This is a genomic window from Streptomyces olivaceoviridis, assembly GCF_014650115.1.
GTDB classification, from domain to species: Bacteria; Actinomycetota; Actinomycetes; order Streptomycetales; family Streptomycetaceae; genus Streptomyces; species Streptomyces olivaceoviridis.
In genome coordinates, this window is the sequence record NZ_BMUI01000010.1 from 114,535 (window position 1) to 131,277 (window position 16,743).

The 16,743-nt window shown below is 73.6% G+C and carries 16 protein-coding genes and 1 pseudogene; 6 read left to right on the forward strand and 11 right to left on the reverse strand.

Features of this window, described 5'->3' with window-relative positions:
- Positions 1–160: 160 nt before the first annotated feature.
- A pseudogene (locus tag IE273_RS20590) lies at positions 161–529 on the forward strand (LysR substrate-binding domain-containing protein); the annotation flags it as partial.
- A 17-nt stretch (positions 530–546) separates the two neighbouring features.
- On the opposite strand, the gene IE273_RS20595 reads toward IE273_RS20590, so the two are convergent.
- Together IE273_RS20595 and IE273_RS20600 are read right to left on the reverse strand one after the other, a co-directional pair.
- Entirely contained in the window at positions 547–1,113 is a 567-nt protein-coding gene (locus IE273_RS20595) for a GNAT family N-acetyltransferase (RefSeq protein WP_189816645.1), read from the reverse strand.
- Between the two features lie 2 nt (positions 1,114–1,115).
- Positions 1,116–1,715, reverse strand: coding sequence for an HD domain-containing protein (locus tag IE273_RS20600; RefSeq protein ID WP_189816646.1), 600 nt, complete (start codon positions 1,713–1,715; stop codon positions 1,116–1,118).
- Positions 1,716–1,924: 209 nt separating this feature from the next.
- Between IE273_RS20600 and IE273_RS20605 the strand changes: the two genes are divergently transcribed.
- Entirely contained in the window at positions 1,925–2,281 is a 357-nt protein-coding gene (locus tag IE273_RS20605) for a cupin domain-containing protein (protein ID WP_189816647.1), read from the forward strand.
- A gap of 70 nt (positions 2,282–2,351) precedes the next feature.
- Here IE273_RS20605 and IE273_RS20610 read toward each other — a convergent pair whose 3' ends face one another.
- The 3 genes from IE273_RS20610 to IE273_RS20620 all read right to left on the reverse strand — a co-directional run bounded on the left by IE273_RS20610 (position 2,352) and on the right by IE273_RS20620 (position 5,666).
- Positions 2,352–3,326 carry a D-cysteine desulfhydrase family protein gene (locus IE273_RS20610; protein WP_189816648.1) on the reverse strand — a complete coding sequence of 325 codons (975 nt, stop codon included), beginning with the start codon at positions 3,324–3,326 and terminating at the stop codon, positions 2,352–2,354.
- Positions 3,327–3,456: 130 nt separating this feature from the next.
- Entirely contained in the window at positions 3,457–4,812 is a 1,356-nt protein-coding gene (locus tag IE273_RS20615) for a vWA domain-containing protein (RefSeq protein ID WP_189816649.1), read from the reverse strand.
- Positions 4,809–5,666 (reverse strand): AAA family ATPase, encoded by an 858-nt coding sequence (locus IE273_RS20620; RefSeq protein WP_189816650.1) that lies wholly within the window; start codon positions 5,664–5,666, stop codon positions 4,809–4,811. Before IE273_RS20620 ends, IE273_RS20615 begins: the two co-directional genes overlap by 4 nt.
- 137 nt (positions 5,667–5,803) lie before the next feature.
- Here IE273_RS20620 and IE273_RS20625 point away from each other — a divergent pair, with 137 nt between their 5' ends.
- The 4 genes from IE273_RS20625 to IE273_RS20640 all read left to right on the forward strand — a co-directional run bounded on the left by IE273_RS20625 (position 5,804) and on the right by IE273_RS20640 (position 8,943).
- Complete coding sequence (locus IE273_RS20625; RefSeq protein ID WP_189816651.1) at positions 5,804–6,376, forward strand: TetR/AcrR family transcriptional regulator; 573 nt, start codon at positions 5,804–5,806, stop codon at positions 6,374–6,376.
- Between the two features lie 172 nt (positions 6,377–6,548).
- On the forward strand, positions 6,549–7,229 hold the full coding sequence (locus tag IE273_RS20630; protein WP_189816652.1) for an ABC transporter permease: 681 nt from the start codon (positions 6,549–6,551) through the stop codon (positions 7,227–7,229).
- Entirely contained in the window at positions 7,226–7,897 is a 672-nt protein-coding gene (locus IE273_RS20635) for an ABC transporter permease (RefSeq protein WP_189816653.1), read from the forward strand. Before IE273_RS20630 ends, IE273_RS20635 begins: the two co-directional genes overlap by 4 nt.
- Positions 7,894–8,943, forward strand: a complete 1,050-nt coding sequence (locus tag IE273_RS20640) for an ABC transporter substrate-binding protein (protein ID WP_229887307.1) — start codon at positions 7,894–7,896, stop codon at positions 8,941–8,943. Before IE273_RS20635 ends, IE273_RS20640 begins: the two co-directional genes overlap by 4 nt.
- A 6-nt stretch (positions 8,944–8,949) precedes the next feature.
- On the opposite strand, the gene IE273_RS20645 is transcribed toward IE273_RS20640, so the two are convergent.
- The 6 genes from IE273_RS20645 to IE273_RS20670 form a co-directional block, all read right to left on the reverse strand.
- A complete protein-coding gene (locus tag IE273_RS20645) occupies positions 8,950–10,104 on the reverse strand; it encodes an ABC transporter ATP-binding protein (protein ID WP_189816654.1) in 1,155 nt (384 codons plus the stop codon).
- A 74-nt stretch (positions 10,105–10,178) separates the two neighbouring features.
- Entirely contained in the window at positions 10,179–10,820 is a 642-nt protein-coding gene (locus tag IE273_RS20650; protein ID WP_189816655.1) for a LutC/YkgG family protein, read from the reverse strand.
- Positions 10,817–12,295, reverse strand: coding sequence for a LutB/LldF family L-lactate oxidation iron-sulfur protein (locus tag IE273_RS20655; protein WP_189816656.1), 1,479 nt, complete (start codon positions 12,293–12,295; stop codon positions 10,817–10,819). Before IE273_RS20655 ends, IE273_RS20650 begins: the two co-directional genes overlap by 4 nt.
- Positions 12,292–13,047 (reverse strand): (Fe-S)-binding protein, encoded by a 756-nt coding sequence (locus IE273_RS20660; protein ID WP_189816657.1) that lies wholly within the window; start codon positions 13,045–13,047, stop codon positions 12,292–12,294. Before IE273_RS20660 ends, IE273_RS20655 begins: the two co-directional genes overlap by 4 nt.
- A 72-nt stretch (positions 13,048–13,119) precedes the next feature.
- Positions 13,120–14,583 carry a rhamnulokinase gene (locus IE273_RS20665; RefSeq protein ID WP_189816658.1) on the reverse strand — a complete coding sequence of 488 codons (1,464 nt, stop codon included), beginning with the start codon at positions 14,581–14,583 and terminating at the stop codon, positions 13,120–13,122.
- A complete protein-coding gene (locus IE273_RS20670; RefSeq protein ID WP_189816659.1) occupies positions 14,580–16,619 on the reverse strand; it encodes a bifunctional aldolase/short-chain dehydrogenase in 2,040 nt (679 codons plus the stop codon). The genes IE273_RS20665 and IE273_RS20670 overlap by 4 nt, the downstream gene beginning before the upstream one ends.
- Between the last annotated feature and the right edge of the window lie 124 nt (positions 16,620–16,743).

Here is a 16,743-nt window from a genome sequence, read left to right on the forward strand (position 1 = left end):
GAACCAAGAGCCCGCAGGGCAGCGCGCCGAGGACCAAGAGCCAGCAGGGCAGCGCGCCGAGCGTCAAGGATCCGCCGGGCGGGACGCCGAGGGTCTGGGACCCGCCATGCAGGCCACCGAGCGCCAAGGGCCCACCGTGCGGGACGCCGGCGGGCGGTCGTTCGCCGCGCCGGACTCCTTCGACCCCGCCGTGCTGCACGAGGTTCCGCTCATCACCTACGCCGAGGATCTGCCGATCGCCCGCCGGTACTGGCGGCACGTCTTCGGCTGGCGTCTGTCGCGTACCGCCGCCGTGACCGTCCCCGATCTGCGCGGGGTGCTCGCGGCCGTGGCCGCCGGCGCCGGGTTCAGCGTGCTGCCCCGCTATCTGTGCCAGGACCTCCTGGCCTCCGGCGCGCTCGTCGCGCTGCTGGAACCGGAGGACCCGCCGATCAACACCGGCTTCCTCGTCCAGCGCCCCGGTGCCTCCGACAACCCCGACGTGGCCCGCGTCCGCGCCCTCCTGCTGCGGGCGGCGCGCAGTTGGTAGGCAGGTGGACGGGGTCGTCAGGACGGGGTGGTTCCCGGGACGGCCGTCCACTCCGGGGCCAGGACCGACCAGATCTCCTCGTCGTGCCGCTCGCCCCGGTAGAGGTAACTCTCCCGCAGCACGGCCTCCTTGCGCATGCCCAGCCGGCGGGCGACCGCGATGCTGGGCGCGTTGCCGGCCGACACCCACCACTCGACGCGGTGGATGCCCCGCTCCCGGATCGCCCAGTCGATGAGCAAGCGTGCCGCCCGGGTCACCAGACCGCGGCCCACCGCGGCCGGTTCCAGCCAGCAGCCCGCCTCCGCCGTACCCTGCGGCACGTCCATCCGGCGCAGGATGACCGCCCCCACCAGGGTGCCGTCGAGGCGGATCGCCCGGATGAGCCCCGCGTCGGCCGCCTCCTTCTCGGCGTACGCCTCCAGGAACGCCCGGCCGGCGGCGAGATCCGTGACCACGTCCGGCAGTCCGTTGAACCGGCCGATGAATTCCCGGCCCCGGTCCACATGGGCGAGGAACTCCTCGGCCTGCCAGGGCTGGAGAGGACACAGTTCGGCACCGTCGGCACCGAGAGGGGTCGCGAACATGGTCACCTTCGGCCGAGAGGGTGGGACATCTGGTACGCCAGCCTACGGTCCGCGTCCTCCCCGACGGCGGTGAGGGCTTCGTCCAGCTCCATGAACCACTGCCAGGCGGGCCCTCCACCGGCCTCGGCCAGCCGCGCCACCACCAGGTCCTCCAGCTCCGGGACGCGCTTGTTCCTCCAGACCTTGTCGGCCAGGCTCACCAGCAAGTCCTCCACGCCGGTCCCGGGAGCCGTCCAGGACGCGTGGGTGCCGGCGAACCGGGCGAGGCCGGCCGGCACACCGTGCTCCAGCAGCAACTCCCGCCCCGCCGCCTCGTGTCGCGCGCCCGGACCGGACAGCTCGGCCGGGTGCGGGACCTTGCCGATGTCGTGCGTGGCGGCACCGAACAGCACCGCCTCCGCGTCCGGCTCCAGCCGCGGACAGCGCGGTCGTACCCACGCCAGGAGCTGTGCCGCGACATCGTGCACCGCTCGCAGGTGGGCCACCAGCCGTGGCGGTGCGTCGACTTGCTCCAGCAGCAGGGCGGCCCGCTCGGGCAGGGGGCGCAGGGGCGGGTCGTCGAGGTCGTCCGTCGCGATCGACGGTGCGTCGCCGGCTGGCACCGTGCCAGGGTAATCAGTGACGTGTCCACGGGCCGTCGGCCGGTGCCGCTGACATCGTTGTCCCCTGCTCCCCGGATGGCGATGCGGGGTAGCGGGGCCGACGATGGTGCTGTGGGGTACGGCCGCCGCAGCGCCGGTGCCGTCCGAGGCCGTCGGGGGACGGAGGCCGGCCCCGGCCGCGGTCGGCGGCCGGAAGGGAGGACACCGTCATGCTGGAAGTGAAGACGGTCGAGAAGCCGGACGAACGGCGCGACTTCCCCCGCGGCCACCTCGAAGCCCTCCACATGACCGGGCTCGACTTCGCGGTGGGCACGTTCGAACCCGGGTGGCGCTGGTCGGAGAGCGTGGCGCCGATCGCGGGCACCGAGAGCTGCATGGTCCACCACAACGGGTACGTGGTGCGGGGCCGGATGCACATCCGCATGGACGACGGTGGCGAGAGCGAGGTCGGCCCCGGCGACGTCTTCGTCTGCGCGCCCGGCCACGACGCCTGGGTGGTCGGCGACGAGCAGGTCGTGCTGTACGACTTCGCCGGGACGATGGCGAACGAGTACGCGAAGGGTTAGCCGCGCCGAATCCGTCCGCCCGTCTCCTTGCCCCGCCGGGCCGCCCTGGAAGCGGTCCGGCGGAGTCGGTCTACACGTCGAAGACCCGCGCCCCCTCCTCCGCGAAGGCGATCGTGTCCGTGTGGCCGAACAGGCCCGGGAGGCCACCGGTGTGGAGGAAGACCGTCCGCTCGCCCGGACGGACGGTGCCGTCACGGACCGCCGCGTGCAGGCCGGCCAGGGCGCGGCCGGTGTAGACGGGGTCGAGGACCAGGCCCTCGGTGCGGGCGGCGAGGCGGAGGGCCTCGCGTACCGGGGCGGTGAGGGTCGCGTAGCCGGCGCCCACCTGGTCCCGGCGGATCCGCAGGGTGTCCGGCGTGACCGCCTCCGCCGTGAGCGGTGCGGCGAACTCCGCGACCGCCGCGGCCGGGTCGGTCAGCGCGCCCACGTCGACGCCGAGGACCGACCCGCTGCCCAGGGCCGCGACCAGCCCGGCCATCGTGCCGCCCGAGCCGAGGGCCACGACCGCCGTACGCAGGCCCGGCAGTTGCTCGCGCAGCTCCGTGCCGCAGCGTACGTACCCCCTGGCTCCCAGCGCGCCGGAGCCGCCGAACGGAATCAGTGCCGGGCGGGAGCCCTCGGACCGCAGACGCGCGCAGACCTCGGCCGCCGCCGCGTCCAGCCCGGCCCGGTCCACCTCGCCCGCCCAGGCGAGCCGCGCCCCGAACAGGCCGTCCAGGGCGATGTTCCCGGAGCGGGAGGCGCCCGGGGTGCCGCGCAGGACGAGGACGGCGTCCAGCCCGAGCCGGGCGCCCGCGGCGGCGGTCAGCCGGGCGTGGTTGCTCTGCGGGGCACCGGTGGTCACGAGTGTGTCGGCGCCCTCGGCGAGGGCCGCGCCCACCGTCCACTCCAGCTTGCGGATCTTGTTGCCGCCGCCGCCCAGGCCGGTCAGGTCGTCCCGCTTCACCCACAGGTCCTCCGGGCCGAGCCCGAGCGCGGCGGCGAGCCGGGGCGCCGGTTCCAGAGGGGTGGGGAAGGTGCCCAGCGGCACGGGCGGGTGGGTCATGGGGACGTCCTTGAGTCGGTGTCGGCGTGGGGGCCAGTCGATCACGGCGGGGCACCTCGCGTCATACCGGCGGCAAGGCCCGTGATCCTTGCGCGCAGCGGATCAGCCGGTCATGGTCACGTGCCCCGCCTCACACCGGCAGCAGGCCCGCGATCAGCGCGCTGAGCTGGGCCGCCGTGCGGCACTCGTGCATCTCGACCAGCTTGGCGTACGCGGGCGCGGCCGAGTCGCCGGTGCCCCAGCGGTCGCGTGGCTCGGGGTTGAGCCAGTAGACGCGCCGGGCCCGCCGGGCCAGCTCGCGTACGGCGGGGAGGTTCGGGTCGCTCATGTTCGTGCGGGCGTCACCGAGGACGAAAACCGTCGTACGCGGCCCCACCGCACCGCCGTACCGCTCGGCGAACTCGCCCAGCGCCACGCCGTAGTCGCTGCTGCCGTGCCAGCCGGTGAGCGTGGCCTCGGCGCGGATGCGGGCGCTGAGCCCGTCGGGGTCGGCGCGGCCGTGGTCGAGCAGGCCGGTGACCTCGTCGAGCCGGTTGACGAACGCGAACACGCGCACCTTGCCGAACTGGTCGTGCAGCGCTTGCACGAGGAGCATGGTGAAGTCCGAGAAGCCGGACACCGAGCCCGACACATCGCAGAGCAGCACCAGTTCGGGCCGGACCGGGCGGCGCCGCCGCAGCACCGGCCGCATCGGCACGCCCCCCGTGGACAGCGAGGAGCGCAGGGTGCGGCGCAGGTCGATCGTGCCGCGCGCGGCCCGGCGGCGGCGCGCGGCGAGCCGGGTGGCCAGCTTCCGCGCCAACGGCTGGACCGCGCGGCGGAGTTCGGTCAGCTGGTCCCGGTTCGCGATCAGGAAGTCGACCCGGTCGGCGGTCGGCCGCACACCCCGCCGCGCGATCTCGTCCCGCCCCCGCCGCTCGGCCACCCGGCGCCGGGCCTCCGCCCCCACCAGCCGCCGGAACTCCTCGATGCGGCGGCGGATCTCGTCGTCCAGCAACCGGTCCGCGAACCCGGCGCCGCCGTTGCCGTCCCGGCCCCGGACGTCGGCCCGCACCCGGGCCAGCAGGGTCTGGGGCCGCAGCCGGTCCAGGGTCTGGTACGCCGACCAGCCGTCCGAGCCCGGTGAACTCCCGTACCCGCCCAGTCCGTCGACCGCCTCCGCCGCCAACCGGGCCATCATGGCCCGGTCGTCGGCGGCCAGTGCCTCGGCCAGCCGGTCGCGCAGGGCTTCCCGGTCCCGGGGAGCGTCCTCGGGACCGCCGACTCCGCGCGGGAAGTAGAGGTCGAAGACCGGGTCGAACAGGACCCGTTGACCCGGTCCGTGCAGCAGCGTCGCCGCCAGCCCCTCACGCAGGCGCTCCCGGTCCGCGAGGCCCAGCGCCTCCACTGCCCGGGCCGCGTCCACGGTCTCTCCGGTGCCGATCCGCACCCCGTGCGCGCGCAGCGCCGCGGCCAGGCCGGTGATCCGGTCGCCGACGTCGGTCACAGCGCGTCCAGGTCGAGCTTGGCCGCCGCCTTCTGGATGTCGTCCTGGTGCTTGAGGATCACCCCGAGGGTGTCCCGTACGACGGTCTCGTCCAGCGTGCCGGCGCCCAGGGCGAGCAGGGTGCGGGCCCAGTCGATGGTCTCGGCGACGGACGGCACCTTGCGCAGGTCCATCGCGCGCAGCGCCCCGACCACCCGGACCACCGACTCGGTCAGCGCCGCGCCGAGGCCCGGCACCTTCAGCCGTACGATCCGCCGCTCCAGTTCCTCCTCGGGGAAGCCGATGTGCAGGAACAGGCAGCGGCGGCGCAGCGCCTCGGACAGCTCGCGGCCGGCGTTGGAGGTGAGGACGCCGAACGGGCGGCGGGTCGCCGTGACCGTGCCCAGCTCCGGGACCGTGACCTGGAAGTCGCTGAGCACCTCCAGCAGCAGCCCCTCCATCTCGACGTCGGCCTTGTCGGTCTCGTCGATGAGCAGCACGGTCGGCTCGTCGCCGCGGATGGCGGTCAGCAGCGGGCGGGGGAGCAGGAACTCCTCGGTGAAGATGTCGGTACGGGTCTCGTCCCAGCTCTCGCCGCGGCCCGCGCTGATGCGCAGCAGTTGCTTGGCGTGGTTCCACTCGTACAGCGCCCGGGACTCGTCCACGCCCTCGTAGCACTGGAGCCGGACCAGCCGGGCGTCGGCCACCTGGGCGACGGCCTTGGCCAGCTCGGTCTTGCCGACCCCGGCGGGGCCCTCCACCAGCAGCGGCTTGCCCAGCCGGGCGGCGAGGAACACGGTCGTGGCGACGGCGGGGGAGGCGAGGTAGCCGGTCTCGGCGAGGCGGGCGGAGACGTCGTCGACGGACGTGAACAACGGGGCCTCCGGCGGGGTCGGGGACAGGGTCCGGGAGGAACGGTTTCCGATCTCCTATCTAAGCGCTTGTTCAGCTTCTGCGCCATGGTGTACACCGATCGGTGTCCTCCGAGTCGGCGTCGCGGTAATCTCGCGGTATGACCAGCACACAGAAGGCGTCCCCCCGAGACCGGCTGCTCGATGCCGCCGCCCGGCTCTCCTACCGCGACGGTGTGTCCATCGGCATCGAGGCGCTGTGCCGGGAGGCGGGCGTCTCCAAGCGGTCGATGTACCAGCTCTTCGAGAGCAAGGACGACATGCTGGCCGCCAGCCTGGAGCGGCGGATGCCGGCGTACCAGGCCCGGCTGACCCACCCGGATCCAGCGTCCGCGACCCCGCGCGAGAGGATCCTGTACGTCTTCGGACAACTGGAGAAGGGCTCCGTGGAACCCGAGTACCACGGCTGCCCCTACCTGGCCGTGCTGGTCGAGGTGAAGGATCCGGAGCATCCGGCGAGCGTGGTCGCCCGCGAGGCCAAGGAGACCCTGCTGAGCGCCTTCCGCGAGGAGGCGGAGCGGGGCGGCGCGCGGGATCCCGAGCTGCTCGCCCGCCAGCTCCTGCTGGTCTTCGACGGCGCCAGCGCCCGCGCCGGCGCCCGGGTGGAACACCTGGACGACGCACTCGCCACGACCACGGTGACGGCCCTGCTGGACGCGGCGGGAGTCCGCTAGGTCCTGCCGTCCGGATCAGGGCGCCGGCAGGGCAAGGAGGCGCGTGCGGTGCGGCGCGCACACGAACCCGGGCCGCCACGGCGCATGCCCCTGGTGCGGACCGTCAGGGCGCGCCCCCCGTCCGGGCCACCACAACGCGCCGCCGTCCTCGCCCGTCCGGTCCAATGGACCCGTGAGCGCGCCCCCGGACGACTGCCTCGCGCGGAACGAGTGGATCTGCGGTGCCTATCTGAGCACCCGCCGCCAGATCCTGCTCGACGCGGTCGTCCAGCACCTTCAGCTGACCTTCCTGTCGGTCCTGATCGGCCTGGTCATCGCGCTGCCGCTGGCGGTGCTGGCCCGCCGTTGGGGCTGGGCGGCCGGGCCGGTCCTCGCCGTGACGACGATCCTCTACACCATCCCGTCGCTGGCCATGTTCTCCCTGCTCCTGCCCCTCTACGGCCTCTCGGCCACCCTGGTCGTCGCCGGGCTGGTGCTGTACTCGCTCACCCTGCTCGTCCGGAACATCCTCGCCGGCCTGCGCGCGGTCCCGGAGGAGACCCGGCAGGCCGCGCGGGGTCTCGGCTACGGCCCCGTCCGCCTGCTGCTCACCGTGGAACTGCCCCTGGCCCTGCCCGCCGCGATGGCCGGCCTGCGCATCGCCACCGTCTCGGCGGTCTCCCTGCTCACGGTCGGCGCGATCGTCGGCTTCGGCGGTCTCGGCAACCTCATCTACTCCGGTATGAACACCTACTTCAAGGCGCAGGTGCTCACCGCGTCCGTGTTGTGCGTGCTGATCGCCGTCGCCGCCGACCTGCTCCTGCTGGGCGTACAGCGGCTGATCACCCCCTGGACGCGGGCGGCCCGTTCATGAGCACCCTCACCGCCGCCTGGGACTGGCTCACCGACCCCGCGCACTGGCCGGGCGACGACGGCATCCGGCACCGGCTGCTCCAGCACCTCCTGCTCACCGTCGTCTGCCTGATCCTCAGCTGTCTGATCGCGCTGCCCGTCGCGCTCGTCCTCGGCCACCTCGGCAAGGGCGGCGCGCTCGCCGTGAACATCTCCAACGTCGGCCGGGCCGTGCCCACCTTCGCCGTACTGGTCCTGCTCCTGCTGACCCCGGTCGGGAGGTGGGGCGACGGCCCCACGGTGGTCGCCCTGGTGCTGTTCGCCGTACCGCCGCTGCTCACCAACGCCTACGTCGGCATGCGCGAGGTCGACCGGAACGTCGTCCAGGCCGCCCGAGGCATGGGCATGACCGGTCGACAGCTGTTGTTTCACGTGGAACTGCCCCTTTCGCTCCCCCTGCTGCTGAACGGCGTGCGCATCGCCGCCGTCCAGCTCGTCGCCACCGCCACGATCGCCGCGCTCGCGGGCGGCGGCGGCCTCGGCCGGATCATCACGGCGGGCTTCAACCTGGCCAGCACGCCCCAGGTGGTCGCGGGCGCGCTGCTCGTCGCGGTGTTCGCCCTGCTCGTCGAGGGTGTCTTCGAGATCGCCGAGCGAGTGGCGCCGGCCTGGGTCCGGGGCAGCCGATGAGACGCCGTACGGCACCTGCCGCCCCCACCCTCCCCAGCCCCCGCACGGCACGCGCCAGGCCCGCCCTCCTCAGCCGCCGTACCGCGCTCGCCGCGGTCACCCTCCTCGGCCGCCGTGCCGCACTCGCCACGGCCGCCCTCCTCGCGCTCGGTGCCTGTGCCACCGGCCCGTCCCTGGAGAGCCGCGGGCAGGTCACCGCCCCGCCCGGGGACAGCCGTCATCTGACCATCGGCTCGGCCGGCTTCACCGAGAGCGATCTGCTCGCCCAGATGTACGCCCAGTTACTCGACCAGGCCGGCTACAGGACGTCCCTCCTCACGGTCGCCAACCGGGAGCTGTACGAACCCGCCCTGGAGTCCGGCCAGGTCGACGTCGTACCCGAGTACGCGGCGACCCTGGCCGACTGGCTGAGCGCCAAGACCCACGGCGCCGACGCGCCCCCGGCCGGCTCGCCCGACCTCGGCGCCACGATGAAGGCCCTGCGCGCCCTCGCGGCACCCCGCGGCCTCACCGTCCTCCCGCCCGGCCGGGCCGTCGACCAGAACGCCTTCGCGGTGACCGCCGCCTACGCCCGCCGGCACCACCTCAGGACCCTCAGCGACCTCGGCGCCTCCGGGCTGAAGGTACGCCTCGCGGCGGGCGACGAATGCGTGCGACGGCCGTACTGCGCGCCCGGGCTGAAGAAGGTGTACGGCATCCACATCACCGGCATCGATCCCAAGGGGGTCGGCACCACCCAGGCCAAGCGGGCCGTGCAGGAAGGCCGCGACCAGATGGTGCTGACCACCACCACCGACGCCACCCTCGCCTCCTTCGGCCTGGTCCTGCTCGCCGACGACAAGCGTTTGCAGAACGCCGACTACGTCGTCCCGGTCGTCAACCGCTCCCGCGCGGGCGGTGCCGGCGTGGCGAAGGCGCTCGGCAGGCTGGGCGACGTCCTCACCACCGGCGACCTGGCCGCCATGAACCGGCAGGTCGACAGCTGGCGGCGGCTGCCCGCCGACGTGGCCCGCGCCTATCTGAAGGACAAGGGCCTGCTGAAGTGACCCGGGTCAGGCGTCCGCCACCGAGTCGAACGGCACCTGCCCCCGCGTGACCCCGCGCGCGTCGGCGTCCACCGAACGGCGCAGCGCCTCATGCAGCTTCGCCGGGGTCAGCACGCCGAGGAACCGCGCCCCGTCCAGCACGGCGACCCACCCGGCGTCGTGCTGGAGCATCACCCCGAACGCCTGCTTCAGCGGCGCACCGACCGGCACCCAGGCGGTCATCCGGTGGGCGAGGTCCCCGACCGTGCCGCCCGCCGGCAGTTCCTCGACGCCGACCCAGCCGTGCAGGTCACCGTCCGAGTCCAGGACCACCGCCCACCGGGCGCCCGCGGACCGCAGCCGCTCCAGCGCCCGCGCGGCGGGCTCCTCCGGGCGGGCCACGGGCGGCTGCTCCAGGTCGTCCGGCTCGATCGCGGTGACCGACAGCCGCTTCAGCCCGCGGTCGGCGCCCACGAAGGAGGCGACGTACGGCGTCGCGGGCGCCCCCAGCACCGCGCCCGGCGTGTCGAACTGCTCGATGCGGCCCTGCCCGTACACGGCGATCCGGTCGCCGAGCCGGACGGCCTCCTCGATGTCGTGCGTGACCAGCAGCACCGTCTTGCGCACCGCCGCCTGCATCCGCAGGAACTCGTCCTGCAACTGCTCCCGCACCACCGGGTCGACCGCGCCGAACGGCTCGTCCATCAGCAGCACCGGCGGATCCGCGGCCAGCGCCCGCGCCACGCCGACCCGCTGCCGCTGCCCGCCGGACAACTGCTCCGGATAGCGCGGGCCGTAGGTCTGCGGATCCAGCCCCACCAGGTCCAGCAGCTCGGCCGCCCGGGCCCGCGCCTTCGCCCGCTTCCAGCCGAGCAGCGCGGGCACGGTCGCGGTGTTGTCCAGGACGGTGCGGTGCGGGAAGAGGCCCACCTGCTGGATGACGTACCCGATCCGGCGGCGCAGCCGGACCGGGTCGACGGTCGCGATGTCCTCGCCGCCGACGAGGATCCGGCCCGAGGTCGGCTCGATGAGCCGGTTCACCATCATCATGGTCGTCGTCTTGCCGCACCCGGAGGGCCCGACGAGCGTGACCAGTTCCCCCTCGGCCACCTCGAAGGAGAGGTCGTCCACGGCCGTCGTACCGTCCGGATACCGCTTGGTGACCTGCTCGAACCGGATCATTCCCTCAACGTACGGCACGCCGCCGCACGCTTCATTCCGTCGTGCCCCGACCGGCGGACGCCCGGGAGGCGCGGTCAGCCGAGCAGGATCACCTCCAGGGTGCGGGGGCCGTGGACGCCCTCCACCCGGTCCAGTTCGATGTCGCTGGTGGCCGACGGGCCCGAGATCCAGGTCAACGGACGGGTGGGGTCGAGGCGTTCGAGGGCCTGGGGTACGGAGGAGACGACCTGGTCCGGGACGCGGACGACACAGATGTGGTGGTCCGGGACGAGCGAGATCCGCCGCCGGCCCTGGTCGGGGGAGCCGTCGAGCACGATCGTGCCGGTCTCGGCGATGGCCACGGCGCATCCCGTCACCACACTGTCCACCCGGTCCAGCCGCCGTGCGGTGTCCGCCACCCGGTCGTGGACGCGCACGGGATCGGCGGCGGACAGCCACTCCGGCGGCAGCCCGGGAGGAACCAGCACCTCCTGGGAGCCGCGCTCGGCCAGCAGCCGCATGACGAGCAGCGGCAGCTCCTCCGCGTCGCAGCGGTGCACGACGGCCCGGTAGTCCACCAGGTTCTCCGCCAGCAGCTCCACCGTCTCCTCGGTGGTCCGCTGCCCGTGCTCGCGCAGGTAGTCCCGGGGCACGGCCTCCTCGTACGGCCCCTCGTCCGCGGGCACGTCCGCGAGCGCGCGCCGCACCCGGCCCAGGATCCGCTCCCTGCTGCTCACTTCGCACCGTCCTTTCCGCCGCGCGTGCGCTGCCACCAGTCCCGGAACGGTTCCGGCGGCACGGCCGGCAGGTCCCGGGTGCCGCTCCACGCCCGACCGGGGCCGGGCAGGGCACGGGGGTGCAGCCGGCGGGTGCGGGAGGCCAGCCGCTGGCCCGTGCGCAGGGCGCCGGGGTGCGTGAACGCCCAGCGCGCCGCCCGCATCGCCGCCCGCTCGGCCGCGTGCCCCTTCGCCGGCTGGAGCACCACCGTGTTGCCCTGCCGCACCGCCGGACCGCCCTCGACCACCCGCTCCCGCAGGTGCACCAGCACCTCGGGGATGTCGATGGCGACCGGGCACACCTCGTAGCAGGCCCCGCACAGGCTCGACGCGTACGGCAGGGAGGCGTCGATCTCGCTCGCCGTGCCCCTCAGCTGGGGGCTGAGGATGGCGCCGATGGGGCCCGGGTAGACCGAGCCGTACGCGTGCCCGCCCGCCCGCTCGTACACCGGGCACACGTTCAGGCAGGCCGAGCAGCGGATGCAGCGCAGCGCCTGGCGGCCGACCTGGTCGGCGAGGGTGTCGGTGCGGCCGTTGTCGAGCAGGACCAGGTGGAAGGCGCGCGGACCGTCGCCGTCCGTCGTTCCCGTCCACATGCTGGTGTACGGGTTCATGCGCTCGGCGGTGGAGGAGCGGGGCAGGGTCTGGAGGAAGACCTCCAGGTCGCGCCAGGTGGGCACCACCTTCTCGATGCCGACGACCGAGATGAGCGTCTCCGGCAGGGTCAGGCACATCCGGCCGTTGCCCTCGGACTCCACGACGACCAGCGTGCCGGTCTCGGCGACCATGAAGTTGGCGCCGGAGACGCCGACCTTGGCGCGCAGGAACTTCTCCCGCAGGTGCAGCCGGGCCGCCTCGGCGAGTTCGGCGGGCGTGTCCGTCAGACCCTCCGGGGCCGGGCGGCCCCACTCACCCATCTCGGTGCGGAAGATGTCGCGGATCTCGCCCCGGTTGCGGTGGATGGCCGGGACCAGGATGTGCGAGGGGCGGTCCTTGCCCAACTGCACGATCAGTTCGGCGAGGTCGGTCTCGTAGGCGCGGATGCCCTCGGCCTCCAGGGCTTCGTTGAGGCCGATCTCCTGCGTGGCCATGGACTTGACCTTCACGACCTCCGACTCGCCGGTCTCCTTGACCAGCCGGGCGACGATCCGGTTGGCCTCCTCGGCGTCCGCCGCCCAGTGGACCGTACCGCCGGCCGCGGTGACCGACTCCTCCAACTGGACGAGGTAGTGGTCGAGATGGCGCAGGGTGTGGTCCTTGATCCGCCTGCCCGCCTCGCGCAGCGCCGCCCAGTCGGGCAACTCGCCCACCGCCTTGGCCCGTTTGGCCCGGATGGTGTGGGTGGCGTGCCGCAGATTGCCCCGCAGGACGGGGTTGTGGACGGCGTCGTGCGCGGCCTTCGGGAAGGCCGGCATGCCCAGATACGTTCCGGTCATACGGCCGGTTCCTCCTCCGTGCTCGCCAGGATCTCCGCGATGTGCACCGGCCGCATGCCCGTGCGCAGCCGGCTCATCGTGCCGCCGAGGTGCATCAGGCAGGAGTTGTCGGCCGCGCACAGCACCTCCGCGCCGGTCGACTCGGCGTTGCGCACCTTGTCGGCACCCATCGCCGCCGACACCTCCGCGTTCTTCAGCGCGAACGTGCCGCCGAACCCGCAGCACTCCTCCGCGCCCGGCAGCTCGACCAGTTCCAGCCCCTTGACGGCCTGGAGCAGCCGGCGCGGCCGGTCGCCGAGCCCGAGCCCGCGCAGCCCGTGGCAGGTCGGGTGGTAGGTCACCGTGTGCGGGTAGTAGGCGCCCACGTCCGTCACCCCGAGCACGTCGACCAGGAACTCCGTCAGCTCGTACGTCTTCGGCACCACCGGCGCCAGCGTCCGGGCCAGCGCGTCCCCGCGCCCCTCGGCCCGGGCCCGCTCGCCCATGCGGGGATACAGCTCCCGCACCATCGCCCCGCACGACCCGGACGGGGTCACGATCGCCTCGTACTCCCCGAAGACATCGGAGAAATGCCGGGCCAGCGGCTCGGCCTCATGCCGGTAGCCGGTGTTGTAGTGGGCCTGTCCGCAGCAGGTCTGCGCCATCGGGAAGTCGACGTCGACACCCAGTCTGGTCAGCAGCTTCACCACGGCCCGGCCGGTGTCCGGATACAGCGTGTCGTTGACACAGGTCAGGAACAGGGCGACACGCATCGCGGCTCCTCGGTGTCGGTCATCGGACGAGTGAAGGGTAGTCGGCGGGCGGCGCCGACGGGAGACCACGGCTCACCGCGTGGCGAGCCGGGCCTGGGCCGCCCGCCACGGGCCGGTGTCGCCGCGGGGCGTGTACCGGGTGAGCGGCTGGGTCCGGGTGAGCAGCCCGCGCAGGGCGGCGAGATCGCCGACGAGCCCGTCCGCGCGGGCCTGCACGAGCACGTTGCCGAGGGCCGCCGCCTCGGTGGCGCCGGCCACCACCGGCAGCCCGCAGGCATCGGCCGTCAGCTGGCACAGCAGCGCGTTGCGGGTGCCGCCGCCGACCAGGTACACCACGTCCACCGGATGATCGGCCAGCCGCTGCGCGTCCAGCACGGCCCGCCGGTGGGCGAGGGCCAGCGAGTCGAGGATGCAGCGGGTGGTCTCGGCCCGGGTCTCCGGCACCGGCTGCCCCGACGCGCGGCACGCCTCGGCGATCCGCTCCGGCATCCGCCCCGGCGCCAGGAACGCCTCGCCCCCGGCGTCCACCACCGCGCGCAGCGCCGGCACGGTGGCCGCCTCCCGCAGCAGCGTTCCCAGATCCGGCTCGCCCCAGGCCCGTACGCACTCCTGGAGCAGCCACAGCCCCATGATGTTGCGCAGATAGCGGACGGTGCCGTCGAGCCCCAGCTCATTGGTGAAGTTCGCGGCCCGGCTCTCCTCGGTGAGCACCGGAGCGGACAGTTCCAGGCCGGCCAGGGACCAGGTGCCGGTGCAGATGTAGGCGAAGCGCTCCCCGGTCGCCGGGACGGCGGCCACCGCCGACGCGGTGTCGTGCGAGCCGACGGCCGTCACCGGCACCGGACCGGTCAGGCCCGTCTCCGCCAGCACCTCCGGCCGCAGCGTCCCGGCCGGATCACCCGGCCGGCGCAGCGGCGCGAACAGCCCGAGGTCGATGCCCAGCCGTTCGGCGACCTCGTAGGACCAGTCCCGGGTCCGGGGATCGACGAGCTGGGTGGTGGAGGCGTTGGTCAGCTCGGTGCCCTGCTCGCCGGTGAGCCAGTACGCCAGCAGGTCCGGGACCAGCAACAGCCGCCTGGCGTGGGTGAACTGCTCCGCGGCGCGGGCGGCCGTGAGCTGGTAGAGGGTGTTGAACGGCGCGTACTGGATGCCCGTCGCCGCGTACAGCTGTGCCGCCGGCACGGTCGCCCACACCTTCTCCGCGACCCCCTCGGTGCGGGCGTCGCGGTAGTGCACCGGGTTGCCGAGCAGGGCCCCGTCGGCGTCCAGCAGGCCGTAGTCGACGGCCCAGCTGTCGATGCCCACGGAGGCGAGCCGTCCACCGCAGTGGGCACCGGCCGCCCGGAGCCCGTCGAGGACACCGCCGTAGAGCGCCAGGATGTCCCAGCGCAGCCCCTCCGGTACGCGCACCGGCCGGTTGGGGAACCGGTGCGCCTCGCTCAGCTCCACCGAGTCCGGACTCACCCGCCCCACCATCACCCGCCCGCTGGAAGCGCCGAGATCGACCGCGGCGTACGACTTCACGCCCGCGCTCATCGCAGGAACGCGGCCGCCACACCCGCGTCGACCGGGATGTGCAGCCCGGTGGTGTGGGTGAGGTCCCCGCCCGTGAGCGCGAACACCGCGTTCGCCACGTGCTCGGGCAGCACCTCCCGCTTCAGGATCGTCCGCTGCGCGTAGAACTCGCCCAGCTTCTCCTCCGGCACCCCGTACACCGCGGCCCGCTGCGCCCCCCAGCCCCCGGCGAAGATCCCGGACCCGCGCACCACACCGTCCGGGTTGACCCCGTTCACCCGGATCCCGTGCTCGCCCAGCTCGGCGGCCAGCAGCCGCACCTGGTGGGCCTGGTCGGCCTTGGTGGCGGAGTAGGCGATGTTGTTGGGCCCGGCGAACACGGCGTTCTTGGAGGCGATGTAGACGATGTCGCCGCCCAGCCCCTGCGCGGTCATCACCCGCGCCGCCTCCCGCGACACGAGGAAGGACCCGCGGGCCATGATGTCGTGCTGGAGGTCCCAGTCCTTGACCGACGTCTCCAGCAGCGGCTTGGAGATGGAGATCCCGGCGTTGTTGACGACGAGGTCCACCCCGCCGAAGGCGAGGGAGGCCGCCTTGAACGCGGCGGCGATCCGCTCCTCGTCGGTGACGTCCACGGTGACGGCGACGGCCTTGTCCGGCCCGCCCAGTTCCTCGGCGACGGCCACGGCGTTCTCGCCGTTCAGATCGGCGACGACGACACACGCCCCCTCCGCCACCAGCCGGTGCGCGATGGCCTTCCCGATCCCGCTGCCGGCCCCCGTCACGAGCGCGACGCGCGTGGCGAGCGGCCTGGGCTCCGGCATCCGCTGGAGCTTGGCCTCCTCCAGCGCCCAGTACTCGATCCGGAACTTCTCGGCTTCCTCGATCGGCGCGTACGACGACACCGCCTCGGCCCCGCGCATGACGTTGACGGCGTTGACGTAGAACTCGCCCGCCACCCGGGCGGTCTGCTTGTCCTTGCCGAAGCTGAACATGCCGACACCCGGGACGAGCACGACGGCCGGGTCGGCGCCGCGCATGGCGGGGGAGTCGGGCAGGGCGTGCCGCCGGTAGTAGGCGGCGTACTCCTCGCGGTAGGCGGCGTGCAGCTCCCGCAGCCGCGCGACGGCGTCCTCAAGCGGCGCGGCCGGCGGCAGGTCCAGCACGAGCGGCCGGACCTTGGTGCGCAGGAAGTGGTCGGGGCAGGAGGTGCCGAGGGCGGCCAGCCGGGGGTGCTCGGCGCGGGCGAGGAAGTCGAGGACGACCTCGGAGTCGGTGAAGTGCCCGACCTGCGGCCGGTCCTGGGACGCCAGGCCCCGGACGTACGGCGCCAGCGCGGCGGCCCGCTCCCTCCGCTCGGCCTCGGGCAGGGCCTCGTATCCGTCGACGACCGGTCCGAAGGGCTCCGCCTTCCCCCTCTCGGCGAGGAACGCCTCGGCGGTCCGGATGATGTGCAGCGAGTTGTGCTCGCACTCCTCGGACGTCGCTCCCCACGCGGTGATCCCGTGCCCGCCGAGAACGCACCCGATGGCCTGCGGGTTGGCCTCCTTGATCGCGGCGATGTCCAGCCCGAGCTGGAACCCGGGCCGCCGCCACGGCACCCACACCACGCTGTCCCCGAAACACTCGGCGGTCAGCTTCTCCCCGTCGGCCGCACACGCGAGCGCGATCCCCGAGTCGGGATGCAGATGGTCCACGTGCGGGGCGTCCACCAGACCGTGCATGGCGGTGTCGATGGAGGGCGCGGCCCCGCCCTTGCCGTGCAGACAGTAGTCGAAGGCGCCGACCATCTCGTCCTCGCGCTCGACACCGGGGTACACGTCCACGAGGGCCCGCAGCCGGTCCAGCCGCAGCACGGCCAGCCCCGACGCGGTGAGCGTGCCGAGGTCGCCCCCGGAGCCCTTCACCCACATCAGCTCCACCTCACCCCCGGTGACGGGATCGGTGGCGCTGCCCTTGGCCGACGCGTTCCCGCCGGCGTAGTTGGTGTTACGGGGATCGGAGCCGAGCCGGTGGGAGCGGTCGAGGAGAGCGTCGACTTCGGGGCGGGTGGTCATGACTACCGGTTCCTTCCAGGGGAGGGGACGTGGAGAAGGGGCGCGGGGCCGTGTCGATACGCGGTTCCGCCGGGTGGGCGCGACGAGCCACAACGGACCCGCACCCCGCGACGGCGCTTCAGAG